A 23,433-nucleotide genomic window follows, 5' to 3' on the forward strand; every position below is an offset into this window, starting at 1 on the left:
GACCATAGCAAGTTCTTTCGCCATGTCTAAGGTGAGATGATATTTATTGCAAGACCACCCTAGATTTTGCGCTCCCCAATTTTGGGGACCGCAAATCTTGTGTTTTGATAAAGTCTTTTCCTTCTTCAAATTCATATTGATTAATACGATCTTTAATCCAAGTAGAAAAATCTTTTCCTACTTCCAAGAATGCATGCAACTCACGTGCATTGACTGTTTGTACAGTTTCTTGATTAATTGTATTGTTATGAATAGCGATAAGCGCTTCCATTGCAGACCTCATATTGCTTGGATTGATTTTTAGATGTGTTGGGAAGAAAGTGTTATTGCTTTATCTGTCAAACGCAAAACGCGAGGTGTTGATAGACTATTCTGGCTGCACCACTTTTCTCAGCTTGGGCAAGCTTTTTTGCCATGTCTACGGTAAGGTAGTATTTCTTTTTTGAATGGTCATTTGAATCTTCAAAAGGCAATATACGAAAGTCCTCCCCTTCCTCAAATTCATATTCTTGGATGCGTTTAGTAATCCAATCATTAAAGTTGGTTTTTATTTTCAAACGCTCATGTAATATATGAGCCTTCACCATTTTCACCATTCGCACGGTTTCTTGATCAGTTTTATTATTCTGATGAGTAATAGGAGCTTCCATTATTGCATCCTCCGATAATTCATGTTTAAAACATCGCAAGGACGTAAACGGTGTTGCTCTTCATAAGTACCGTAGACTTTATCAGCATATATCTGTTCTTCTACATCTTCTTTCAGAATATGATATGCATTACTATCAACTATAAAGGGATGTGTATTACGCTCTAAAAGAGAGGAGTCGCTATCCTTTACATAAATTTCAGCGATTTTTTCAGAAATATCATCATAGTGGTCTGAGTGAAGATCAATACGAAGAATTCTTACAACATCATCTACACCGTCAACAATGTTCATGATTTCAGTTCTATCCAGTGGTCCCGATCGAGCATCGTGATAACCATCATCACATATAACTAACAGAATCTCATGATCATCTACAAAAATCTGTTCGTTCATTTTTCATCCCCTCTAATCCGCGTTGGCAAATGGTTGTTTGTAGTGCATAGACACAATAAGTACGTTATGTACCAAATATAGTCAAGTACATAATGTACTTATTTGTAAAAAATGATAAAAAAGAGGAAATAATCTGTGTCTTCTTGTCGCTATAAGAATCACTTTATTATATAGAATGTAAAAAATGCTCAGGCTTGTTATTAGGAATCAACAAAATGCAACTGCGATTCCACTGATAGCATTTAATTTTAAGTAGACGAAAGATGATTGCAATATTTACATTTCAAGAATAGTACGCCGTACACGGCCTATTATTGAGATGGCGCCTTCGAGTTTTGGGGCTTTTATTGTTCTGTCATATGAAGCCGGTTGAAAAGGAGGGTTATCATTTGGTCTGTACCGCTTATATGTTGCTCTTCCAGTTTCATCTGCAATAACATAACAAGCATTTGGCACAAGTTTTTTATCGCGCATATTTACAAATATTATAGAATCTGGAGGGCTAATTTTATTCATAGACGAACCATCTACGCGTAAAGCAATCCACTCACCCGCTGGAAGGTTGACAGCTTCGATCATAGAACAATCTAAAAAATTCGTTATACCTTCTTGCTCACTTAATTCTCCAGCACTAACCCACGAAATTAAAGGAATGCTCTCATTGAGACTAGGATTATCCTGAGAAGACTCGCCATACAAAATCCATCCAGGATCTACATTAAATACCTCTCCATATCGCTTAGCCATTTTACGCGAGATATCACGATTTCCATTTTCATGACTAGTTAATGTATTAACATTGAGAATTGATAAAGCACGCGCGGCTTTGCTCGGTGTTGGATATCCAGCGCGCTTACGTGCCATTTTAAGTCTATCTTTTGGTAAAAGAATCATTTGTACATTATCCACTATTTTTTCTGTTCATTGTGTACGATTTTATCTTGATTTTAAATTGTACATAACGTACTGTAGCTATCATGGTTAATGATTTTTCTGTTAAAAATTTAATTGAGTCTTGGGGATCTATCCGCCAATTTGCGGAAGAAATTGGATGTAGTTATGAAGCCGCGCGTAAAATGCGCGATCGTAATAGTATTTCTCCAAAATATTGGAACATAATTATTCAATTGTCTAAATCTAAAGGGTTATCTTGGGTTACAATGAATTGGTTTCTTCATACATATGAGAATAAATCTCGTAAAGTCTACTTTCCAATGACAAAACACCATAAAGATGCTGTTTATTCCGAGAAAAATCTTACTGCACCAGATGGATCACAGTTAACAACATCTGCGTTTTTGGAAAGTTCCACAGATACTGAACATCAGCGAGATAATTCGCCTTGTCAAATAGAAGAAAGAATATGAAAGCAAAAGAGATGATAAAAGAAATTTATACACGATTTTACAGATTAGTAAGTCGTAACAAAAGAATTGAGAATGCCAGTAAGTTAATAGAAGGATACACAGATGCAACGTCATCTGAGGATAGTGCAGACGAGCTTATCATACAATCTTCTACGCAAGAAAATATTCGCTCACTACAAGAAAGTGCCCCTTCATTAAAAGAGAGGCTGCATAAGTTAAAAGTGAATAGTTGTCTAGAGCGCTATGAAGAAACTCTTGTAGAAGAAGATCAGTTGATTGAGGAAGAAAAAAGTGCACTTAAAACTCTATCCACTTTAATTGAGCAAAAAAATAAAGCATTACAAATGAGAAAGAAAAAATTAGCTTTAAATGTGAAGTTGTTTGATATTCTCAGTCAAAGCAATGGTAAAAGCAACATAGCAAAATCAGTTAAACCGATAGAGATTTCCCCACCAATAAAAGTCATTCCTTTTGAACAAAAGAAAAATCTGCAGACAAACAAACGTCTTCAAGCTTAACATCGTACTCCATTTAAACGTGGCCCTCTTATTATTTAGCGTTCAGAGTTTTTAGAAGGCTACTTTCAAAAACATTTTTTCAATAAAGCTACGCGCTAGACATTCTGTCATAGCGTGTATAGCCACGTATTACCTAAACTGAGGGGACAATTATGAAGATAAAATACGAGCTTACGGAAGAAAGTAAGCAAGTTCATATATTAAGATTTAGAATGGAGTACACCCACACTCTTTATCGAATTAGAGCATTAAGAAACTTTAGTAATGTTAAAGCTGGTGATTTGGGTGGTTTCATAAAAAAAGAAAACAATCTTTCTCACGAGGGTGATTGTTGGGTTGATGATGAAGCGCAGGTGTATGGTGATGCACGCATTTACGACAATGCTTTGGTTTCCGGTAAAGCAGAAGTTTACGACGATGTACGCGTTTACGAAAATGCACTCATTGGCGACCGTGCACAGATTTACGGTAATGCAGAGATTTTTGGTGATGCACGCGTTTACGACAATGCCTGGGTTTCCGGCAGTGCAGATGTTTTTGATAATGCACAGGTTTATGGTGATGCTTGGGTTCATGGCTTTGCAGAAGTTTCCGGCAAAGCGCGGGTGCACGGTGATGTTTTAGTTTACGACAATGCGCGAATTTCAGGCAATACAGAAATTTCTAAAGGTGCATATGGCTATGTGTACGGTTAACAACACCACAGAAACTGACACGAGTGCCTCTACTCAATGTGAGCACAACAGATAGGGTGTGATAATCGTCCCCATCAAAAAAGAAATTTAATTCACAAACCATTCCTTGTTTTGATCTAGGTGCGAAGACAGGCTTGGCAATTTTACATTTAAAGAAACAAGGAGGTATGTGATGTCAACGAAATCACCCTGGGTGAAATTTTATCCTAGTCAATTTTTAAAAGAGCTTATGGGTTTGAAGCCAGCAGAGACTGCTGTTTACACAATGTTGGTATTACTCATGATTGATAAGGGCACACCTATTTTTAACAATGCTTCTCATTTATCAAATTTGTGTGGCTGTTCAGTACAGACGTTTAACAAGATATTAGAAACTTTAATAAGCTGTGATCATATCACTCGTTTAGAGAATGGCCGTTTGTGGCACACATCATCAGCATTTGATCTTGATATCAACAGTGAAAATTCAAACACCGTAAAACGAAGTGAGAAAAAAGAGGAGGAAAATTATGGCAACTAAATTACCTTGGGTTCGAAATTTCTATGAAGAATGGATCATGGATTTTTCTGGTACGAGTGCAGCAGAGAAAGCTACTTATATGACACTCACTGCTCTCATGTATCGAGCACAAGAACCAATTTGGGAAGAAATTTCTACATTAGCACGTTGTATTGGCTGTTCAGTAAATACTTTGAATAAGGCATTAGATGTTTTGTTGCGTAAGAAAAAAATCACCCGTTTAGAAGATGGCCGTTTATGGAGTTTGCAAGTTGAAGAAGAACTAAAGAATTGCAATGACAATTTAAATAAGCTTTCAGAAAAAGCTATCAAAGCTGCAAATACCAGGAGAAATAAGCATCAAGATAACTCATCAAAAGATCACGATGACATAACAATGAAGTCATCACAAAGTCATGATGAGGTCATGATGAGTTCATCACGACAACACATTAACAATAACATATATAAAAAAACTAACACTATCGTGTTATCAAAAAAAGAAAATGTTTCAGAAGATTTAGCAACTGAAGTTTCGGTTCAGAGTGAAACAACCGATGAGATGGTTGAGAAGCATTTGGATCACGATACGTCCTCATCAGAAAATCAATCACCCGTTTCACAGCAAAAAAGCACTGAAAAGAAAACCAAGCGGTCTAGGAGTGAACGAGGTTGTCGCTTGCCTGAGGATTTCGAACCTGATCTGCAATACGCAATCGACAGAGGCTTAACGCATGATGAGGCGTTGTTAGAGTTTGAGAGGTTTAAAAACTACTGGCTAGCAAGACCAAAAAAATGTGCAGAGATCAAGGATTGGCAGCTGACATGGTACAACTGGGTTACTTCTGACTATGGAATTTTAGCTAAGAAAAAAGCGAAATTGGAAAAGGAAAAACAAAATGGTAGGGATGGAAATTATTCTCAGCGACAAAAAAGTTTCACCGAACGTCTTACAGAAAGTTTCGAAAGCTCCAGACATGATTTTTCATCTGGAGATGATCATGAAGAGGATCAGCCGAGGGTATCCATCGACCTTCAAGAGTGGGAGCGAATTGACGAAGCAGGAGGAGATGACAGCATTAGAAGCTTGCAACCGTCTGCAGAGACTGTTCAGTGTGAAAGCTTCGGATGAGCAGATTAAGAAAGCAGGTTTTTTTCTCTCAAGTTTGAGAGTTCCAGCCAACACAGATCCCAATGCAGTTGCTTCGTCTTACAAGCTAACACTCAAGCATGTTTCAGCATACGCTCTTGCAAAAGCCGTTGAAAATATTCTCACTGGTCAAGTTGAAGAGATGTCAAAGGTATTCATGCCCACATGTGCAGAACTTGTTTCTTACTGTCAGAAGCTAGAAAGTGATGTGCTTGCAAGAGCTTGGTATGTGCACAGAGCGATTGAAAATACACAAGCAAAGGCTCTGAAAGAGCAAGAGAGACGAGAGAACGTCATTCCATTCACAAAAACAGGTTGATGATTTTAAGAACAGCAAAGTAGAGAAAAGTGCTGATCATTTTTGGATTAGATATGCGTTTAAATCAACAGAAAGGTACCGTAGAGAAAGATTGAGAAGTTTTTTGATGGAATTCTCACAAACACATCTGAAACATAAAACGTTCTGTACGAAGTTAATTTAAGAAAAATAGAACAGATGCAAAAATTAGGGCAATTGGATATGTTTAAAAAAATTAGAACTGTAGTAATATACAGCGTAGGATTTGCGGTGTTACAGTTTTTGCAAATAGAAAAAAACACCGAATTTATTCAAGCTGTTTTAATATTTTCATCTCTTGCTATTTTGGTAACCATGGTTTTCATAGCAGCTTTCTTTAGATCTCGAGTTTCTTCAGAGTTGCATCACAATCCTCAACATCAACATAAAACAACAACAGATCTGAATATCCTAACAGTTTATTTGCGCGAATATTTGTATAGTTTTTTGCATATAGTCTTTATAGCACTTTTGTTGTTACTTTTACCAAGCAATCTCAGACAAGACATTGTTTTACCTTTTTTCTCTTGGGATTCAAAATGGGAGTTTCATTTTTATTGGGATGTCTTGTTATGGTACTTTTTTCTAATTTTTGTGTCTGATATTGCCTTGCAAATGCGTGGTTTCATAAACAGTCTTGTACATTTGTTTAACTTAAATGCTGTCTACTCTCCTTTAGAGTAAATGGTATTATGTTTGAAGGATTATACCCTGCAAGCACTGACCTCAAATTTGAGGGCACCTATATTTAGACAAGCAAAGAAAGACGCAAAACTGCTTTAATCTTTCCAAACGTGAATGTTAATTAATGAAAAAAAAGACTTTATAACCGCGGTAAATTTTTACCGGGGTGGAGAAATAAAAACTACTACCTTACTTACCTAACTATTTATACAGTGCGTCAATATTTCATTGAATGCGAACGACGTGCAAAACAGCCTTTAGACCTCTTTTTAGAATTAATGATATCTTTCAAGAATTCGAACCACTGCAGCAAATCTGGGGATTGCATTGAATTCATAATTCCATGCTATACCAGAACGGCGATTGATCTGACATCCTTGGTATGTAATACTAGCTGATGCAATTTGTGTCCAAGTAATTCGTTCATTCTTTTCAGGGCTTTCAAATACAATAGCTTGATTTGTTACTAGGAGACGACCAAAAGGCTTGGTCTTTTTACTGCTAATGAAGGTAACGTATTCTTGAATACCCAACAATTTTTCATTGCGCATTAAACGGTAATCATATTCATACGCGTCAAGTTCAGGAAACATCTCACTAGCTTCGGAAAAATTAGAAGGAGAGACGTTTGAGAGTAACATTGAAACTTGTTCTTCAAAATGTTTTTTGCGTTTATATTGTCTGTAATGATATAAAGTGGACAATGTAAAAAGCGTGAGTATTACTAGTAAAAACCATCCTAAAAAACCTATTCCATCATTATTTTTTGATTCCTCGATTTGAGGTTTGGTGACTTGATCATTAGTATCCTCAGTTGGTGTATGAATAGCGTTTTCGTCTTGATTGTTGATGTCTATTAATGCTGTTAACGATGAAGCGGTAATTTCATTATTGTGGGTAATTTGATCTGATTTAATTTTATCTACAAGAGCCACACCTGCTATTAAAGAGCTTAAAAACAAAAAAATACCGAGCCCAAGAGTTTTTAATCCGTTTTTTCTGTGTTTTTTTATGCACACTAGAACCAATCCGGTAATCATTACCGGTAAAGATAATAACCATATAATCATCATAATTATGTTAAGTGTGGTGTACATCGCCTCTCCCTTCGCTACAAATAAGAAAGCGGACTAACAGATTCACAGTGGGCTGGCAAACAAAAGTGCCGATTATCTACTTAAAAATGTATTTTTTACCTATTGACAATATAACAGGAATACGTCTATATGCGAATCAGGTGCTTAAGAAACACCTTAAAACATCTAGCGGATTGGTTGCCGAAATAATCAGTTTTCCGCACATATTAAAGACTTTGACTCATTGTATGCGTGTAGCGTATAGTGCTTTTGTCGGGTGTAGTTATGCGATACAATACCCTTTATGGGGAAAGCATAACGACGGACTAGATGCCGTGTTTCTTAACACCCGGCGCTCTTTTTGAGTGTCATTAAGAAACGCTAATTACATCTAGGAGTTCATCATGAACAATCTTATAACAATATCAGAACAAACTGTTGGGCAGGAAACTGTTCAAACAGTCAACGCACGTGACTTACATTCTTTTTTGGAGATTACATCAAAGTTTGCAGACTGGATTAAAAATCGTATTAAAGAATGTAACTTTCGAGAAAATATCGATTTTGTAACGCTTTCTAAAAATTTAGAAAACGGTGGGAAAGTAAAAGAATACCACGTTACACTAGATATGGGCAAACACCTCGCTATGATCGAGCGTAATGAAAAGGGACATCAAGCCCGTCAATATTTCATCGAGTGCGAACGAAAAGCAAAACAGCCTTTGGACCTCGTAAGTGCTTTGCAGAATCCTCTTACAATTAGACAACTACTTTTAGAGAGCATTACACAATTGGAAGATTTGAGAACTGAAGTTAACACGCTTAAACCAAAAGCAGAAGCGCTTGAACATTTAAAACGGTCTGATGGTCTGTTTGGTATATATGAAGCTGCAAAGGATTTAAAAGTAAAACCCAAAGAGTTTGTTAAATACCTACAAGGCAATGATTGGGCTTATCGTCGTTTTTCAAGTGGACCTTTGTTACCTTATCAGGACAAAATCAAAAAAGGATTGATGGATTGTGTAACCAAAACCATTCAAAGACCAGACGGGACGGAAAAAAGCGTTTCCAGTGCAAAAATCACATCCAAAGGATTGGCATACCTGAGTGAAGAATTCCATGGAGGTGTGCAATGAGTAATAGTATCGACTTTTTATGTGATTTGTGGATGGCTTTGTTTCAGTTTGCTACTCGTGAGAATATTGAAATGGAGGACTGTAATACTCTGGTTGAAATTATGGACGTGGTAGAAAAAGCTTTAATTGCAAAGCTTCAAAGTGAGACTCCAGATACTCTCAAGATTCTGGCAATTCTTACAGGTTTTGGCAATTCAGAACTTCCAAAAATGTTGGATCCTTTGTTGAAAGCTTATAGTCCGTGTTCGGATGGAGTATCTTATCAAGTGTAAAGTAAACAACATTCCCCTTCCCATCTTTTAAAGGTGGGGAGAGGTTAAGTTTTATATTTGTATGCTTAACAGGCTCCTTACATTTCTGAATAGAGAAACATCATGTCTACAAAACAAAAGAAAACCAAGGCCTATTTACCACGGGGGTTTGTTGATCGCACGAGTGTAGAGTTACAAGCGCTTGAAACAATGATTGCACAGATACGTGAAGTTTATGAACTTTACGGTTTTGAAGCACTTGAAACACCGATTTTTGAATATACAAATGTGCTTGGAAAGTCTTTGCCTGATGTAGACCGCCCGAATGCAGGTGTGTTTTCTTTACAAGATGATGATGAACAATGGATGTCTTTGCGTTATGATCTCACAGCACCTCTTGCTCGCTATGTTGCTGAGAATTTTGAAGCTTTGCCAAAACCTTATCGCAGTTACCGTTTTGGACCTGTTTTTAGTAATGACAAGCCAGGGCCAGGGCGCTTTCGTCAATTTATGCAGTTGGATGCCGATATTGTAGGAGCATCAACAGTAGCTGCTGATGCAGAAGTCTGCATGATGGCAGCAGATAGTTTAGAAAAATTAGGAATTAAGCGTGATGAGTATGTCATTCGTTTAAGTAATCGGAAAATTTTGGATGCTGTTTTGGAAAATCTTGGTTTAGGGGAAGATAAACAGGCAAACAAACGCTTAACTGTTTTTAGGGCAATTGATAAGCTTGATAGACTTGGTTTGGAAGGAGTGCGTTTACTTTTAGGAAAAGGTCGTTTGGATGAAAGCGGTGATTTCACGAAAGGAGCGGAACTGACTGATGACCAGATTGAATATATCATTAGCTTACTGAATGCGAGGGGCGAAACTGCAGAGGGAACAATTGATAATCTCAAAAACATAGTTGGCCATAATACTTGTGGGGTTGAAGGAGTTCGTGAACTTGAAGAAATACAGGAGATTTTTGTCGCTAGTGATTATAAGGACTGTATGAAAACTGACCCATCAGTTGTACGTGGGCTGGATTATTATACGGGGCCTGTTTTTGAAGCTGAATTACGTGACATGTGCGGACAAAAGCTTACTTTTGGATCTATTGGTGGGGGTGGACGCTATGATGGTTTGATTGCACGTTTTCGTAATGACAACGTCCCCACAACGGGTTTTTCAATTGGTTTATCACGCTTAATAGTAATTTTACAAAACACTGAAAAATTGCGTGTGATAGAAAAAACAGGCCCGGTTGTGGTGTTGATGATGGATAAAGAACCAGGCAACGTTGCACGTTATCAGAACATGGTGATGCAATTGCGCAATGAAGGCATTCGTTCTGAAGTATATTTAGGGGAGTCAGGTATTAAAGCACAAATGAAATATGCAGATCGACGCCGTGCACCTTGTGTGGTGATACAAGGGTCACAAGAATGTGAGCGTGGAGTAGTTCAGATTAAAGATTTGGTAGAAGGTGCGCGTTTAGCCAATGAAATTAAGGATAATCAAACATGGCGTGAAAGCCGCCCAGCGCAAATAACTGTTAAAGAAAATCAATTGGTTCAAACGGTGCAGGATATTTTGAGAAAATAAAAACAGCACAAATTCCTATGTGAGTGGAAGCTGAACACCCAATCTATGTTTACGCATAACTCTGTTTTTGCGAACGATTATGTCAGCCTATCGTATCGAGCGGAGCATAGCATCGCGTAAAATAGCATTAATTCGCGTCTGATAACCTTTACCTTGACTTTTAAGCCATGCCAACACATCGGAATCTACACGCACAGTCGTTACAGTTTTAGTTGGCTTGTAAAATGGATTACGGACAACGTTTTTCCAAAATGCGCTATCTAGTGGTGGAATATCGCTATAATCAATTTCATTGTCGGACATTTTAGCCAATTTATTAATTTCAACTTTCTGCTCATCAGTCAAAGGCGGTAGATTATTCACATCAACCTCATAACGAATTTTCTTCTTCATAACGTTTTCTCTCTTTCAAACTGGCACGTCGTGCCGAAATAATACGAATTACCTCTTTCCCATCTTTATCGTCATAGATAGTATGAGCTACCAGTAGTAATAAAAAGCCATTTACAAGTCCCAAAGTTTGCCAACGATATTCTCCATTTTCAATACGATCCTGTCTAGTCATAGCAAATGGATCTGCAAAGACACGAACAGCTACCTCAAAACTTATACGGTGCTTTCGGAGATTGCTTTCCGCTTTAGTTTTATCCCACTCAAATCTTATTTTCATACTTTATTGTTAATACATTTATGTATATACGTCAAGAGTTTTAATTTTGATATATTTTATACTCTATGTACTTTGCACTGAGCTTTTATTATTTTGTCTTGCTAATGGGTTTCCACTCACACGAACGTTTTTCGTATTCATTATGCTTTAAAATATCTCTTGCTAAGTTTGAACTGATCTCATTGTAATGAGGCATCTTCATTATTAGATATGTTTTATGTTATAATTCCAGTGATATAATTTAGAGAGCGCGTGTGCAATTTGTCCCCTATGACACATGCATACATGTACTTCAAAACAAGTAATTGCAATGCGTTTTTTTATCTAAAAACAGCTGATTGCACTGGTTTATAATTTGCTTAACATCAAGCAATGAAATTATAGCACACAAAACATCATTTATGCACTAATAAAATAAACAATAAACTGTTTATTTTCAATAATTTATACCATTTTTTCTTTGGAAAATGCACTATATTATGATAGTGTAAAAATAGCTTTTCATATCCTCATTTCGTTTCAATTATTTTCCTTAGAAAAGATATAAAAACATGATCAATAAAGTAATTTTAGTCGGCTATCTGGGTGCCGATCCAGAAAGCAGAATAATGCCATCTGGAGTAGAAGTGGCAAATTTTCGTATAGGCACGTCTCAAAAGTATTTAGACAAAGCAACGGGGCAAAAAGTAGAAAAAACAGAATGGCATTCTGTCGTTGTTTTTAATCCACATCTTGCAAAGGTTGCACTTCAGTATCTGAGTAAAGGTTCCAAGGTTTATGTTGAAGGTCAATTACAGACGCGTAAATGGCAAGATAAAAGCGGGCAAACACACTACACAACAGAAATTGTCTTGTCTCAATATAAGGGTGAATTGAAAATCCTTAATAATGTTCAAAAAGATAATGTTGATATGGCCGTTCAAGAGCAAACAATGGCGTGGGAGAACAGTAGACAACAACAGTATTCAGAAACGACTTTGAATGACAAAATCCCGTTTTAATCAGGAGAGTTATCATGAAAAAACGCAAGAAACGGGGAAGACCTAGAATAGTCGGTCAAAGAAGAGAACCCAATGGACGTATCTCGCGTGCAAAAACACCTCGTGAGCCTGTTGATCAGTTAACTCTTGAAATGCGTGCCAAGCGTTATGGGGTGAGTGTTCAAGAGGCAAAAAACCCGCTTATGGGCACTTATGTAGGGCGGTTATATTTATTGGAAAAAAAGATTAATCAAGATCAGTATGATGCGTCACAACAGTATATTCAGGTGTTAAACGATTATCGGTGTGCGAAAGGATTGCCCGGAGCAATATATAATGAAATGCCAACATCTTCTGATGATAGAGAAAGGGACAAGTGGGTTGAAATAGCAACCGACCGCTATAAAGCTATGCAAGAGGTTATCAGAGAAACACAGGGGATATATCGTCAATATAATCTTCATGCTGCATTGCAGTATATCGTTATTGAAGACCAACAACTGGAATATCTTGTCAATTCTCTACGCATCGCTCTAAACGCTCTTCAGAAATACTGTCCGGAAAAGAAAAAAACTTTGTAAGTTCCAGCTTTAATGTGGTTTTCAAATAATATGAATAGTTGGAACTTTACTAACATCTGTTTCACGCTCAGCATGCCAAGCATCATAAGCTGCTTGCATACGCAACCAGACAGCAGCACCATCCCCAAACAATTTACCTAGACGAGCTGAAACGGAAGGAGAAACTGGTTTTTTTGTTTTCAAAATATCATAAAGATGCTGGCGTGATATCCCAAGCATTTGTGCAATTTCTAATTTTGTTTTGCCAGTTGCTGGAATAATTTCTGCCAGTAAATCACCTGGATGAGAAGGACAGCGGTTTCTTTTGCATTGTACAGGAATATCATTCATAATTTTACTCCTAGTGATATTGTTCAAGATTAACACGATAAGCATTACATGAGTCAAATTCAAATGTGATACACCATGGCCCATTCACATGTACGGTGTAACGAGTGGGGTGAAATCCAATCAAAGCGTGAAAATTAAATCCTGGAAGATTCATGTCTTCGGGTTTTTCAGCAACATCTAAACGGTCAAGACGGACAATGATCCGTTTAAAAAGTCTCTTGTCAATTTTGGATGAATTTCCCGTCGCAAATAATTCAGCCAGTGTTTTGCTTTTAAACGTTTTAATCATGTCATATTTTATAGTATAAAAAAAATAGAAACGTCAACAGAAAGCTTACATTTATACTTAGAAAGTACCAGATTTAGGTTTGTGAAAATAAAAAATACCAGATTATGATTTTTTTAATTGACAGGGGGATAAAAATCGTATTTAATGACATTGCTGCACTAGTTTTATTGCGTCCAAAATTGAGTATTCATGTAAGTTCTTCTTGCCGTTAACGTCTTTGAAAGCCCTGCAAATGCAGGGTTTTTTGTTAAACAAATCAAATTCAGTCACTCCTATTTATTGACCTCCTCTCTTCCTCCCGAGAGTGAGGTCTTTTTTATATCTTAATTTCTCAAAAGGAATAATTATGGAAAAAGTACAAGCAGTCATCACAAGACCTATGTGCGTCCTTGGTGACAACAAAGCCACTGTCCGTTTTGAACCTTCCACACCAAGTAATCCATTCGTTGAGATTTCCTCGCAAGTCTATGATCGTCTTAAACGTGCTGGTGCTGCTAAGCTTTATCAAGAATGGCTATCACAAACTGTTGAGGAAAAACCAAAGCCTAATGAGCAAGAGGTCTCTACAGACGTAGATACGCAAGAAGTTACACAGGTTGTTGAAGAAACTGAACAAACGTCTATAGAAACCGACGAACAGTCTAAAAAAACGAAAGCTTCTAAATCATCAACGCGTGGAACAAAAAAGGTTTAGATTTTGGCGTTAAAGATCCATGCCAAGTGGTATCTGCAACAAGCAGAAAATACTTTTACAAGTCTTCAAGCCCCACGTCTTCATTGGGCTTTGCGTAATGCTATTAATACCACAGCCAAACAGGTTAAGCGTTTTGCTGAAAAGAAGGTTGCAGAGGATGCTTCAATTCCACCAAAACGCGTTAAAAAAGGTGTCTACATTAACGGCAAAGCCACAGCAAAATTTCTTGAAGCCGATATCATTGGTTCAGCTTCTCCCCTCCCTCTTAAGATCTTTAAGGCAAGGGAAACCAAGCGTGGCGTCATTTACAAAATCTTTGGCAAAAGAGAAGTCATACCTCATGGTTTCATTCGAGGGGGAAAGTTTCCAGAGCGTGTTAATCTAAAGATGGGAGGACACGTGTTTGCGAGAACAAGTGGAGATAAGTTTCCAATCGCAAAACAAGAAGGCACCTCGATTGCCTATGTCATGTCTAAACCAAAGGTCTCAAGTTCTATTGAACACCATGCTCGTGAGAGGCTAACTAAAAATATACAGAGCCAAATTGCTCGGCAAGAATATATGGTCAATCAAAAGGCCACACACTCTTAAACCATACCAATTTATAGACAAGAATATGATGATTTTAATGTTTCAAATCAAATTATTGAGAGAAAAGTTTTTAAAAGGTACTTTCCAGTGGGATGGGGGGGTGCGGGGCAATCAAGCGCGACATATCGCTAGCGACAAATTTTTTAAATGACTGTACATTGTACACATAAATTATTGATAAATAACGTATTATTATGCGCCACCTTCCTTCCATGGTGAGGTAGCTTTTAAGCCATAATATTCAATCACGGAAAATTATGAACAAAAAGACCAGAGAAGGCCTATCAGCTCGAGCGTTTGCAAAGAAGATGGGTGTTTATCCTAATGCGGTTATTGCTCGTTTTAAGACGGGAAAGTTTAATGAAGCCCTTTATGATGATGGTTCTATCAATGAAGAATTAGCAACAGCTTTATGGAATGAGAATCCCACCAAGCAAGCCTATGTTGTAGGCGAAGATGGAAAGCCTCGCACAAAGACAAAGCAAACTTCTATAGAAGGAGCTAATGAACACAAGATAAAACTCCAAAGAATGCAAGTTGCTCTTGAAAGTGAGACAATTGACCTTGAGCAAAAAAAGAAACAACACTTGACCGTGAAGAAGTAAAGAGGGCAGCACGTAATTTTGGAAGAGCTTATCGTGATATCATGCTGCATTTTCCTCATCGCTTTGGTGCACGTATTGCAGCTCAGGTTGAGTGTGATGGCGCAAGCCTGATTGGTGCCATTGATCATTATATCCGAGAAGCTTTACAGGAAATAAATAAAATTCCCGTTCCTTTCCATGATCAGGATACTCAAGGTCATAAGGAAGAGAAGAGTGACTGATACAGGAGAAGGTTTTTTTTATTTTCATGCCTGTCAAGCGTGTCAACCAGACCCTCCTTACACAGTTTCACAATGGGCAGATAAAAACCGTTATTTAAGCACAGTATCCAGTGCTGAACCTGGATTATGGAGAACTAAACGTACCCCTTATCTACGGGAAATCATGGATAATCTTTCCTCTTACGTCCCAATTGAAAAAACAGTTGTAATGAAAGGTGCACAGATTGGTATGTCAGAGGCTGGCTTGAATTTTTGTGGTTATGCCATTCATCATAGTCCTGGCCCTGCTCTTTATGTGATGCCCACAGTTGAAATGGCAAAGAAAGTGTCTAAAACGCGTCTTGATCCGATGATTAAGGCCAGTCCTGCATTAAACGAACGTATCGCCCCTGCCCGCGCTAGAGACAGTGGAAATACAATGTTTTCGAAAGAATTTGATGGTGGGGTGTTGATGCTTACAGGAGCCAATAGTGCTGCTGGCTTGCGATCGATGCCTATTCGTTATTTGGTCCTTGATGAAGTTGATGGCTATCCATTGAATGTTGATGGAGAAGGAGATCCTGTCAATCTTGCTGAAGCACGTAGTGCAACTTTTATTCAACGAAAGATTTTTAAATTATCAACACCAACTCATCGTGACACAAGTCGTATCGCTAAAGATTTTGTCTTAGGAGATCAGAGATATTACAATGTGCCTTGTGATGAGTGTGGCACACTTCAACCTATTGTCTGGTCGCAAATTAAATGGCCTAAAGGAGCTCCTGAACAGGCTGTGTTTGTTTGTGCCCATTGTGGTCATGAGCATGCTGAGCACCGTAAAGAAGATTTGTTGTCTGAAGAAAAAGGTGCTTGTTGGATACCAACAAAAGAGCCAATTAGACCTCGTTTGCGCTCTTACCATATTTCAGCACTCTATTCACCTTGGATGACATGGGGAGAGTGTGCCCTTAAATTCTTAGAAGCTAAAAATGATCCTGCGCTTTTACAGACTTTTGTTAACATCGTTCTAGGTGAGCCATGGGAAGATAAATCAGGAGAAGTCATTGATCCAGACGGCCTTTATGCACAACGTGAAGACTATCCCCTTGCCCCTGCTCAAGCAGTTCTCCTCACTGCAGGTATTGACGTACAAAATGATCGTTTAGAGCTTGAAGTTGTAGGCTGGGGACGTGGTGAAGAAAGTTGGAACATTGATTATCAAGTCTTTCCAGGAGATCCCTCTTCTCTAGACATTTGGGATCAGCTGGATGAGTATCTTCAAAAACGATGGCCCCATCCTGGTTTCAAAGATGGAATAAAAATAGCAGCAACTTGTATTGATACAGGAGGCAGTCATACACAAGACGTTTACAACTATGTGCGTCCTCGTGAAGGAAAGCGTATCTGGGGCATTAAAGGACAAGCAGGATCGCGCCCTGTATGGCCACATCGCCCCAGTAAAAACAACAAAGGACAAATTAATTTATATATCGTTGGTGTTGATTCAGCAAAAGATACCATCACAAGGCGCTTTAAGAAATCAGGTCCTGACGCCTCAGGATCTGGTGCAACGCACTTTCATAAAAGCCTTGATCGAGAATATTTTGAGCAGCTCACTGCTGAAAAAAAGGTCATCAAATATTTCAAAGGCCATCAGCGGATAGAATGGCATAAAAGTGAAACAGCAAGAAACGAGGCTCTCGATTGTAGGGTTTATGCTTACGCTGCCTTACAGGGTCTGATTTTAGCAGGCCTCAATCTCAATAAAGAAGTCGACATCTTAGAAGAGCGTTTGAAAAACATTGAAACCTCTTCAACAGCCCCACAGTACCCAAAAAGACTGAGACCAGAACCTGAAAAGAAACAAACCGCAATAAAAATCAACCCTTATGTGCAAGGAGGTTGGAGATAATCTATGTATGAAAAATCAAAGCAAGTGAACAGCAAATACGAAAGACTTGCAGAGCTTAAAAAACAACGAAAACAATTAGAAAATGCACTTTATTCAGGGGCACAATCTGTGCGTCACGGTGATAAGCAAGTCAATCATCGTTCTACTGAAGACATACGCAAAGCCCTTACAATGCTGAGAGAGGAAATAGCCCTTCTTGAAGGATACAAGCCTTCATATGTTTACTATCTTACCACATCACGGGGATATTAATGGCAAGTACTGTTATGCATCAAGTCAATCATAATCCCCATTTTGAAGCAGCAAGTCGTAGCCGTCGATTGAGTGGGTTTGATCCTGCCAAAAAACACATCAATAAAGCCATCGAAGAATGTGGTGATACAATTGTCGCTCGTTCAAGATGGCTCTATGACAATGAATCCCTTTATGGATCTGCAACAGATGAATGGGTTTCAGCAGCAGTCAGTGATGGAATTAAGCCCTACCCTAAGATTGAAGGCTTTCAGGAAGAAAAGAAAAAGCTTCTTGATCTTTGGTGGCAATGGGTCGATGAGGCTGATTATGATGAAGATGCTAGCTTTTATGGTCTTCAAGAAATGATTGCTCGTGAGGTTTTTTTAACTGGTGAGTGTTTTGTAAGATTGCACTATATCGACTTTTATGAACGCTCGCGTATACCGCTTCAATTGCAAATTTACCCCTCAGAAATGCTGGACTTAACCTATAACGGACCAGCAGCAATTAAAGGCAACACCATTCGTATGGGAATTGAATTCAATGCAAGGGGCAAGCGTGTCGCTTATCATTTTTGGAAGCGTCACCCTTACGATGATCATCATGTAACTCCGGTATTTACAGATCAAGAGCGGGTTAGAGTGCCTGCTGAAATGGTTATTCATATCAAAGAACCCCGCATTGCAAAACAATTGCGAGGATGCCCCAAAGCCACACGCTGTATGACAAAGATCTTCCAGCTTGAATGCTATGACGATGCAGAAATTGATAGAAAAAGAACTGCCGCTCTTTTTGCTGTCTTTATCACAGGATCAAAATCCTGGTGATATAGCAGCACCAGGCAATCATGATGAAAACAAATCCGCAACATCTCCACAGGCACCACCAGATCTTCCTATAACTGAACCTGGTGCAACACTTTATATGGGAGAGAATAGAGACATTAAATTCTCCAGTCCTGTGGAAGTTGGAGGTTCTTATGAAGCCTTTCAATATCGCAATACTTTAAAAATTGCATCAGCTTTAGGTATTCCTTATTCTGTTCTTACAGGTGATGTGACGCGGGGTAACTTTTCTAATGTGCGCACATCCATTATCCAATTTAGACGCCAAGTCAAAAAATGGCGTGAACACATCATTGCCTTTCAGTTCAATCGCGTCGTTTGGGAACGCTTTGTTCAACTGGCCGTGCTTGCTGGGTGTGTTGAATTACCAGGATGGGAAGAAAACCCCTTACCATGGACCCAATGTGAAAGCTTTGCAGCCCCTCTTGAGATGATTGACCCCAATAGAGACATCGCAGCTGAGAAAGAAGAAATCCGGGCAGGTCTAAAAACACGACGCATGGCACTGGCTGAGCGTGGTTTTGATATTGATACCATTAATGCAGAGTTGGCAGAAGAGCAAAAATGCGCGCAGGCACTTGGATTATCATTCGACACAGATGGTGACAACCTTTCTGCTGATTTGAGGAACACTGACGAAGGGGGTGAAAATGATCACAACAATGAGGTGCATGAAGATGATGAATAATGTTGATATGCCCTTTTTGGTTTCACGACTTTTTAATGTACCGCATATGCTTGCCCCTGCAAAGTTTGATGTCATTCTTAATTTCATGACACCACGCCTTTTTGAGGGGAATAAATTTCCCCCTGGAGCATTTTCTAAAGAGGATCCTCTCTCTCAAATTCCCCCTGAGACTTATGTGGTGAAAAACCATGTGGCTATTCTCCCGGTTCATGGCACACTTGTACGCCGTGGCGCGTGGCTTAGTGCTGCGTCAGGATTAACATCTTACGATGGTCTACGAGACGCTTTCCAAGAAGCCATTGAGCAACCTGATGTTGGTGCAATTTTATTAGATATCGATAGTGGTGGTGGCGAAGCAGGTGGTGTTTTTGATTTGGTTGACGCGTTTCGTGCACTTTCACAACAATACAATAAACCCATCTGGGCCCATGCCAATGAAATGGCGTGCTCAGCAGCTTATGCCATTGCTTGTGCGGCTTCTCAAATCTGGGTTGCACGCACAGGAATTGTTGGGTCAATTGGGGTTGTGTGTGCTCACCTTGATCAGTCGCGTGCTGATGAAATGGACGGATATAAATGGACATTTGTCTTTGAAGGGGATCACAAAGTTCACGGGAATCCTCATGAGCCATTGGCTGATAAAGCCCTTGAAAAGATGCAAGCAGATTGTGCGCTTCTCTACGACATGTTTGTCGATTTAGTAGCACAAAACAGACCTACGAGTGTTCAAGCTATCAAAGACATGAAAGCAGAGACATTTATAGGCGCCCAGGCTGTAGAGCTTGGGTTAGCAGATGCGCAAGGCACATTTGCACAAGCTTTGGAAGCCCTAACCGCTTCCATTCAATAATCCCTGAATATGAAATCAAACAAAGGAATTAAATATATGGTGAAATATATGTTACGGACAAAATATCGCGCCAAAGACGATGGTGAGCTTTCCGCGCAATTATCTGCAGGAGAAGAAAGCGAAAAGATTGAAACTTCTGCAGAAGTAAGCGCTGTTGACATTAGCGTTAACGCTGAAACTTTTACCAAAGACAGCAACACAAATGAAGACAAAGACACCATCATTCAAGCGACACTTGAACAAGAAAGAAAGCGTGCTCAGAGTTTTATGACTCTGGAAAAACAAGCCCAGCGTTTAGGCGTTTCTTTTAATGCAGCACAAGCTATTCAAGATGGTATGAGCTTAGAGGAAGCAAAGAGCATTATTTTGGCTAATGCTACGTCACAAAGCGAGGCTTTAGTCGTGTCGCCTTATGCACCCCATCCGGAAGGAAATACTCAGGCAAATATTTATGCAAAATGGGACAAGGTTTGGGGGACGATACAATGAGTAAAGTTTTTTATGAGGGCCCTCGTGATAGCGCTTATCTTGGGCGTTATAACCCTGACATGTCAAACGAGGAAGTAATCTTTGCAAAAGGATCTGAAGTTGCAGCAGGAACCGTCATGGGGCTCGTAACATCAACGGGCAAATATGTGCCGTTTAATCCCAATGCAGAAGATGGCAGTCAAATTCCAGCGGGCATTTCTTATGCCAATGTTGATGCATCACAAAGCGATCAACGGGCAACGATTACAGTGCGTTTATGCACGCTCAAAGCATCTGAACTGATATGGCCTGAGAAAATTGATGAAGAGAAAAAGGAAGTGGCCATTCAAACCTTAGAAAAAAACAACGTTTTATTGCGATAGGAGACATACAAATATGGATATGGATTTTTTTAATCACAATGCTTTTTCATCAACAACAATGATGAGAGCAATTGAAAATTATGAATTTAAACCTGGTTTAGTTGGTTCACTTAATCTTTTTGAAGAAGTTGAATCAAAGGCAAAAGTAGTTGGTATTGAAAGACGTGATAATACGTTATCACTTATTCAAACCAGTAAACGTGGCGCACCTTTAATAGAAGCCGATAGAGATGGCCGTAATCTTCGATTTTTCCAAACAACACGTATTGCTAAAGGGGACACTATAACATCAGAAGAAATTCAAGACCGGCGAGAATTTGGTACAGAAGATCAACTTGAAACGGCAATGAAATATATTGCTAAAAGACAAAAGAAGCTGATTGAGGAAATTGAGCTGACTTGGGAAAATATGCAGCTTGGAGCTATTCAAGGTGCTGTTCTTGATGCTGACGGATCAATGATCATTGATTGGTACAAGGAATGGGGTATCGAACAACCAAAGGCTATTGATTTTAAACTCGATGATGACACAACAGATGTTGCCAATATGGTTGATCAAGTCGTCATGAAGATGATTGAAGCATCACGCGGTGCATTTTCTGATCGGTCTTGGATTGTTGGGCTTTGTGGATATGAATTCTTTTCTAAGTTAAAAAGCCACAAAACAATTCGTGAAACCTATTTAAATACATCTCTAGCTCAGATATTAAATAGTCCAGGAGGGGTAGCAACACCTGGCGCTATAGGATCTGGAAGCTTTGGAAGTTTTGATTTTGCTGGTGTGACATTCATCAATTATCGGAGTATTTATAATTATAATGCGGGCTCTCAACAAGGTACCAAGCGAGCTTTGGGTATCAAACCTAATGAATGTCAATTCGTTCCTGTTAAAGCTCCTGGTGTATTCCAAAAAACTTTTGCTCCGGGTGAAAGCATGGAGTTTGTCAATACAGTCGGCAAACCTCTTTATACAGTTCTTGTAACTGATAAAGAACGCAACGCATGGGTGAAACCTGAGGTATACAGTTACCCGCTCTTTATTTGCACACGTCCTGAAATGCTTTTCAAAGCAGTGGTAAAGGCGCAATAAAATGCAATGGTATGGGCTGATCAGTCAAATGGTTGAAGATGTACGCGATACCTTTGGTCAGCCCATTATCTATACACGAAAGAAAACAGGGCAATCTTTTCATATCACAGCTATTTATAGTATTAAGCATGCTGAGCAAGAAGCTGGGGGAAGAGTCAAAACAACAATCCCAAGGAAAGAGCTCGATGTCTGTATCAATGATATTGGTGGCGTGCTCCCTGAACTAGGAGATTGTATTGTTATTTTACCCCCTAAAGAAATTGACACCAATAAAATGACTTCTTCCCAAGAAAATTTTACTGTCTCAAATGTACAAGCCTCGGAATCAAATATGTATAAGCTTATCCTACGTGAGGACGCTGTGGCTAACGTGAAGTAAAATATTTTGATTACTTTTCCATCGTCACAGATGGGGAGGTAGTTAACATTGTGGTTTAATCGCTTTTTTGCGTGTGGCTTTAGCAACCACTTGCTTTTGTTAAGATTTCACCCATACGTGTACGCCAGTCTTTACCTTGTTTCTTAAAAGAGGCTACAACTTTAGGGTCAAGACGTAGAGTAATTGCTTGTTTTGGAAATTTAACTGGTGGACGTCCACGCTTACGACGCTCTTGTATTACATATTTAAAAAAGGAGGTAGGTAAAATTTCTTTAGCTGGTTTTAAGCGTGCAAGCTCCTCGTCTGTAAGTGGTGGTGAATCCACGGCGTCCCAATCTTCTTTTGTGTAGCCACATCCTTCTTTAAAGGTTTCTTTGGTAGTCATTAAAAACCTCTCTTTCTTTCTTATTTGCTTGACGAAAACTGATAATAGATATTGCTTCAACACCCAGTTTTGCAAAAATAATAACTGCTGTGTTGTCAGCAAAATGTCCGATAGCTTTCATGCGGTTTGAATGTGTTGCATCAATAAAGGCACGCTCCCAGTCAAAATAAATAACATCTGCAAAATCAAGTTTATGTTTATCAATGTTCGAAACTCTTTTGGGTTCATCCCACACTATCTTCATACATTTTATGTACACCTAAAATATGATACCGTCAACAAAAAAGTGTACTTTAATTCACATAGAGCTATAAAAAAAGAACTACAATTTAGAAGAAATATATCTATTTAAACTCACACCATTTTCAGCAGCTTGAATTGCTAATTGTCTGTGGAGTTCTGGTGGTATTCTTAACTGAAATTTGCCACTATATTTTACATGTGACAAAGGTATAGGAACATCCTCTCCATTGCGTTGCATGTCCTCAACAACTTCTGTAACGAGATTCATAATACCCTTTAAAGCGTTCTCTGCTTTAACATCTAACCATGAAAGAGAAGGAAATTCAGCACATAAACCAACATATTCCTCATCTTCTTGCGACCACAGAACACGATACGTATAATGATTATTGTTCATTCTTTATCCTTTCTATCGCTTGTAAAATTTGTTTGACTTGATAAGCTTTTGCTTTGTTACCAGAACTTTTTTGAATATTTACACGAGGATCTCCAAACCACGGGGTTTTAAAAACAAAATGGCTTGAACCATTGTTCCGCGGTTCTCCAAAGAAATGTCCACATACAGCTAACAAAGGTGATGTTTTCATCAAGCTGACTATTTTTTCAATTTTATGACTCATAATTTCATGTTTAGTGTCATTATTAATACTAGTCAATGCTTTCATAGT

Annotated in this window: 32 protein-coding genes and 4 pseudogenes; 23 read left to right on the forward strand and 13 right to left on the reverse strand. The window is 38.7% G+C overall.

The genetic code is table 11. The features are described from left to right. The 4 genes and pseudogenes from BBBE_RS04210 to BBBE_RS04225 all read right to left on the reverse strand — a co-directional run. Positions 1 to 271, reverse strand: a pseudogene (locus BBBE_RS04210) (antA/AntB antirepressor family protein); the annotation flags it as partial. A gap of 67 nt (positions 272 to 338) precedes the next feature. Next, positions 339 to 650: an antA/AntB antirepressor family protein gene (locus BBBE_RS04215; protein ID WP_022708680.1), complete on the reverse strand. Its 312-nt coding sequence runs from the start codon at positions 648 to 650 to the stop codon at positions 339 to 341. Next, a complete protein-coding gene (locus BBBE_RS04220; RefSeq protein ID WP_010701350.1) occupies positions 650 to 1,045 on the reverse strand; it encodes a hypothetical protein in 396 nt (131 codons plus the stop codon). Before BBBE_RS04220 ends, BBBE_RS04215 begins: the two co-directional genes overlap by 1 nt. A gap of 276 nt (positions 1,046 to 1,321) precedes the next feature. Beyond that, positions 1,322 to 1,939: a LexA family transcriptional regulator gene (locus BBBE_RS04225; RefSeq protein WP_010701351.1), complete on the reverse strand. Its 618-nt coding sequence runs from the start codon at positions 1,937 to 1,939 to the stop codon at positions 1,322 to 1,324. Positions 1,940 to 2,022: 83 nt separating this feature from the next. On the opposite strand from BBBE_RS04225, the gene BBBE_RS04230 reads away from it, so the two are divergent. From BBBE_RS04230 to BBBE_RS04260, 7 genes are all read left to right on the forward strand, one after another. Next, positions 2,023 to 2,412, forward strand: a complete 390-nt coding sequence (locus tag BBBE_RS04230; protein WP_010701352.1) for a hypothetical protein — start codon at positions 2,023 to 2,025, stop codon at positions 2,410 to 2,412. Next, entirely contained in the window at positions 2,409 to 2,930 is a 522-nt protein-coding gene (locus BBBE_RS04235; RefSeq protein WP_010701353.1) for a hypothetical protein, read from the forward strand. The genes BBBE_RS04230 and BBBE_RS04235 overlap by 4 nt, the downstream gene beginning before the upstream one ends. A 212-nt stretch (positions 2,931 to 3,142) precedes the next feature. After that, positions 3,143 to 3,625: a hypothetical protein gene (locus BBBE_RS04240; protein WP_244428345.1), complete on the forward strand. Its 483-nt coding sequence runs from the start codon at positions 3,143 to 3,145 to the stop codon at positions 3,623 to 3,625. A gap of 172 nt (positions 3,626 to 3,797) precedes the next feature. Beyond that, positions 3,798 to 4,145, forward strand: a complete 348-nt coding sequence (locus tag BBBE_RS04245; RefSeq protein WP_010701355.1) for a DUF1376 domain-containing protein — start codon at positions 3,798 to 3,800, stop codon at positions 4,143 to 4,145. Further along, the gene (locus BBBE_RS04250) at positions 4,135 to 5,256 is read left to right on the forward strand and encodes a DUF1376 domain-containing protein (protein ID WP_010701356.1); all 1,122 of its coding nucleotides are present in this window, start codon (positions 4,135 to 4,137) and stop codon (positions 5,254 to 5,256) included. Before BBBE_RS04245 ends, BBBE_RS04250 begins: the two co-directional genes overlap by 11 nt. Beyond that, on the forward strand, positions 5,240 to 5,593 hold the full coding sequence (locus BBBE_RS04255; RefSeq protein WP_051093574.1) for a hypothetical protein: 354 nt from the start codon (positions 5,240 to 5,242) through the stop codon (positions 5,591 to 5,593). The genes BBBE_RS04250 and BBBE_RS04255 overlap by 17 nt, the downstream gene beginning before the upstream one ends. A gap of 177 nt (positions 5,594 to 5,770) precedes the next feature. Next, on the forward strand, positions 5,771 to 6,295 hold the full coding sequence (locus tag BBBE_RS04260) for a hypothetical protein (RefSeq protein ID WP_022708682.1): 525 nt from the start codon (positions 5,771 to 5,773) through the stop codon (positions 6,293 to 6,295). Positions 6,296 to 6,570: 275 nt separating this feature from the next. Here BBBE_RS04260 and BBBE_RS04265 read toward each other — a convergent pair whose 3' ends face one another. Beyond that, complete coding sequence (locus BBBE_RS04265; RefSeq protein ID WP_010701359.1) at positions 6,571 to 7,392, reverse strand: hypothetical protein; 822 nt, start codon at positions 7,390 to 7,392, stop codon at positions 6,571 to 6,573. 383 nt (positions 7,393 to 7,775) lie between these two features. Between BBBE_RS04265 and BBBE_RS04275 the strand changes: the two genes are divergently transcribed. From BBBE_RS04275 to hisS, 3 genes are all read left to right on the forward strand, one after another. After that, positions 7,776 to 8,507 (forward strand): antA/AntB antirepressor family protein, encoded by a 732-nt coding sequence (locus tag BBBE_RS04275; RefSeq protein ID WP_010701360.1) that lies wholly within the window; start codon positions 7,776 to 7,778, stop codon positions 8,505 to 8,507. Further along, entirely contained in the window at positions 8,504 to 8,779 is a 276-nt protein-coding gene (locus BBBE_RS04280; protein ID WP_010701361.1) for a hypothetical protein, read from the forward strand. Before BBBE_RS04275 ends, BBBE_RS04280 begins: the two co-directional genes overlap by 4 nt. Positions 8,780 to 8,881: 102 nt before the next feature. Continuing rightward, positions 8,882 to 10,348 (forward strand): histidine--tRNA ligase, encoded by a 1,467-nt coding sequence (gene hisS, locus BBBE_RS04285; protein WP_010701362.1) that lies wholly within the window; start codon positions 8,882 to 8,884, stop codon positions 10,346 to 10,348. A gap of 87 nt (positions 10,349 to 10,435) precedes the next feature. Here hisS and BBBE_RS04290 read toward each other — a convergent pair whose 3' ends face one another. Then, positions 10,436 to 10,741, reverse strand: coding sequence for a BrnA antitoxin family protein (locus BBBE_RS04290; protein ID WP_010701363.1), 306 nt, complete (start codon positions 10,739 to 10,741; stop codon positions 10,436 to 10,438). Continuing rightward, a complete protein-coding gene (locus tag BBBE_RS04295; protein ID WP_010701364.1) occupies positions 10,719 to 11,018 on the reverse strand; it encodes a BrnT family toxin in 300 nt (99 codons plus the stop codon). Before BBBE_RS04295 ends, BBBE_RS04290 begins: the two co-directional genes overlap by 23 nt. A 551-nt stretch (positions 11,019 to 11,569) precedes the next feature. Here BBBE_RS04295 and ssb point away from each other — a divergent pair. After that, positions 11,570 to 12,019 carry a single-stranded DNA-binding protein gene (gene ssb, locus BBBE_RS04300; RefSeq protein WP_010701365.1) on the forward strand — a complete coding sequence of 150 codons (450 nt, stop codon included), beginning with the start codon at positions 11,570 to 11,572 and terminating at the stop codon, positions 12,017 to 12,019. Between the two features lie 14 nt (positions 12,020 to 12,033). Next, positions 12,034 to 12,579, forward strand: a complete 546-nt coding sequence (locus BBBE_RS04305) for a hypothetical protein (RefSeq protein WP_010701366.1) — start codon at positions 12,034 to 12,036, stop codon at positions 12,577 to 12,579. Between the two features lie 21 nt (positions 12,580 to 12,600). On the opposite strand, the gene BBBE_RS04310 is transcribed toward BBBE_RS04305, so the two are convergent. Both BBBE_RS04310 and BBBE_RS04315 read right to left on the reverse strand, forming a co-directional pair. Further along, entirely contained in the window at positions 12,601 to 12,909 is a 309-nt protein-coding gene (locus BBBE_RS04310; RefSeq protein ID WP_010701367.1) for a HigA family addiction module antitoxin, read from the reverse strand. 10 nt (positions 12,910 to 12,919) lie between these two features. Beyond that, positions 12,920 to 13,198, reverse strand: a complete 279-nt coding sequence (locus tag BBBE_RS04315) for a type II toxin-antitoxin system RelE/ParE family toxin (protein WP_010700799.1) — start codon at positions 13,196 to 13,198, stop codon at positions 12,920 to 12,922. A gap of 346 nt (positions 13,199 to 13,544) precedes the next feature. Here BBBE_RS04315 and BBBE_RS04320 point away from each other — a divergent pair, with 346 nt between their 5' ends. The 11 genes and pseudogenes from BBBE_RS04320 to BBBE_RS04370 all read left to right on the forward strand — a co-directional run bounded on the left by BBBE_RS04320 (position 13,545) and on the right by BBBE_RS04370 (position 22,137). Then, positions 13,545 to 13,892: a hypothetical protein gene (locus BBBE_RS04320; RefSeq protein WP_010701368.1), complete on the forward strand. Its 348-nt coding sequence runs from the start codon at positions 13,545 to 13,547 to the stop codon at positions 13,890 to 13,892. Positions 13,893 to 13,895: 3 nt separating this feature from the next. Then, entirely contained in the window at positions 13,896 to 14,483 is a 588-nt protein-coding gene (locus tag BBBE_RS04325; RefSeq protein ID WP_010701369.1) for a phage tail protein, read from the forward strand. Positions 14,484 to 14,740: 257 nt separating this feature from the next. Continuing rightward, positions 14,741 to 15,309: pseudogene (locus BBBE_RS04330) on the forward strand (hypothetical protein). After that, the gene (locus tag BBBE_RS04335) at positions 15,302 to 17,200 is read left to right on the forward strand and encodes a phage terminase large subunit family protein (protein WP_010700791.1); all 1,899 of its coding nucleotides are present in this window, start codon (positions 15,302 to 15,304) and stop codon (positions 17,198 to 17,200) included. The pseudogene BBBE_RS04330 and the gene BBBE_RS04335 overlap by 8 nt, the downstream one beginning before the upstream one ends. A 3-nt stretch (positions 17,201 to 17,203) precedes the next feature. Next, entirely contained in the window at positions 17,204 to 17,452 is a 249-nt protein-coding gene (locus tag BBBE_RS04340) for a phage head-tail joining protein (RefSeq protein WP_010700790.1), read from the forward strand. After that, positions 17,452 to 18,967, forward strand: a pseudogene (locus BBBE_RS04345) (phage portal protein). Before BBBE_RS04340 ends, BBBE_RS04345 begins: the two are co-directional and overlap by 1 nt. Next, positions 18,957 to 19,811: pseudogene (locus BBBE_RS04350) on the forward strand (S49 family peptidase); the annotation flags it as partial. The pseudogenes BBBE_RS04345 and BBBE_RS04350, both read left to right, overlap by 11 nt. A gap of 42 nt (positions 19,812 to 19,853) precedes the next feature. Continuing rightward, a complete protein-coding gene (locus BBBE_RS07535; protein ID WP_010700787.1) occupies positions 19,854 to 20,306 on the forward strand; it encodes a hypothetical protein in 453 nt (150 codons plus the stop codon). Then, positions 20,303 to 20,668 (forward strand): head decoration protein, encoded by a 366-nt coding sequence (locus BBBE_RS04360; protein ID WP_010701370.1) that lies wholly within the window; start codon positions 20,303 to 20,305, stop codon positions 20,666 to 20,668. Before BBBE_RS07535 ends, BBBE_RS04360 begins: the two co-directional genes overlap by 4 nt. Before the next feature lie 13 nt (positions 20,669 to 20,681). After that, positions 20,682 to 21,758, forward strand: a complete 1,077-nt coding sequence (locus BBBE_RS04365; RefSeq protein WP_010700786.1) for a major capsid protein — start codon at positions 20,682 to 20,684, stop codon at positions 21,756 to 21,758. A gap of 1 nt (position 21,759) precedes the next feature. Continuing rightward, on the forward strand, positions 21,760 to 22,137 hold the full coding sequence (locus BBBE_RS04370; RefSeq protein ID WP_010700785.1) for a head-tail joining protein: 378 nt from the start codon (positions 21,760 to 21,762) through the stop codon (positions 22,135 to 22,137). A gap of 79 nt (positions 22,138 to 22,216) precedes the next feature. Here BBBE_RS04370 and BBBE_RS04375 read toward each other — a convergent pair whose 3' ends face one another. The 4 genes from BBBE_RS04375 to BBBE_RS04390 all read right to left on the reverse strand — a co-directional run bounded on the left by BBBE_RS04375 (position 22,217) and on the right by BBBE_RS04390 (position 23,430). Continuing rightward, on the reverse strand, positions 22,217 to 22,522 hold the full coding sequence (locus BBBE_RS04375; protein ID WP_010700784.1) for a BrnA antitoxin family protein: 306 nt from the start codon (positions 22,520 to 22,522) through the stop codon (positions 22,217 to 22,219). Beyond that, a complete protein-coding gene (locus tag BBBE_RS04380; RefSeq protein ID WP_010700783.1) occupies positions 22,500 to 22,766 on the reverse strand; it encodes a BrnT family toxin in 267 nt (88 codons plus the stop codon). The genes BBBE_RS04375 and BBBE_RS04380 overlap by 23 nt, the downstream gene beginning before the upstream one ends. A gap of 78 nt (positions 22,767 to 22,844) precedes the next feature. After that, on the reverse strand, positions 22,845 to 23,162 hold the full coding sequence (locus BBBE_RS04385) for a type II toxin-antitoxin system HicB family antitoxin (protein WP_010700782.1): 318 nt from the start codon (positions 23,160 to 23,162) through the stop codon (positions 22,845 to 22,847). Then, positions 23,152 to 23,430, reverse strand: coding sequence for a hypothetical protein (locus tag BBBE_RS04390; RefSeq protein WP_010700781.1), 279 nt, complete (start codon positions 23,428 to 23,430; stop codon positions 23,152 to 23,154). Before BBBE_RS04390 ends, BBBE_RS04385 begins: the two co-directional genes overlap by 11 nt. Positions 23,431 to 23,433 lie beyond the last annotated feature (3 nt).

Origin of the sequence: Bartonella bovis 91-4 (assembly GCF_000384965.1) — a bacterium.
In the GTDB taxonomy this organism is placed as follows: Bacteria; Pseudomonadota; Alphaproteobacteria; order Rhizobiales; family Rhizobiaceae; genus Bartonella; species Bartonella bovis.